Source organism: Pseudomonas sp. SIMBA_068 (assembly GCF_046534705.1).
In the GTDB taxonomy this organism is placed as follows: domain Bacteria; phylum Pseudomonadota; class Gammaproteobacteria; order Pseudomonadales; family Pseudomonadaceae; genus Aquipseudomonas; species Aquipseudomonas putida.
Genome location: NZ_JAWRYI010001334.1, coordinates 1 through 245 on the forward strand (window position 1 = coordinate 1; position 245 = coordinate 245).

General features: G+C 70.6%; 1 pseudogene. It reads right to left on the minus strand.

Features of this window, described 5'->3' with window-relative positions:
* Positions 1–195 (minus strand): annotated as a pseudogene (locus SB756_RS33925) (hypothetical protein); the annotation flags it as partial.
* Positions 196–245: the final 50 nt, after the last annotated feature.

Consider the following 245-nt stretch of genomic DNA (forward strand, 5'->3'; position numbering starts at 1 on the left):
GGAGGTCCAGGTGATCTTGCGGGCTTCGGCGCGCACTTCCCGGAAGAACTGCTGCGGGCTCGTCTTGGGCTTGGGCTCAGCCTTGGCCACAGGCGCAGCCGGGCTCGCCGCGGGCGTGCGCGCGGGGACGGTAGGCTTGGCGGCCTTGACGGGCCGGCGCTTAGTGGGCGCGTCGGCGCCCTGATCCTTAGCCATGGAGCGGCTCACTCACATCCTGGAACGGACCGGCTAAGCCGGCTTCGTCC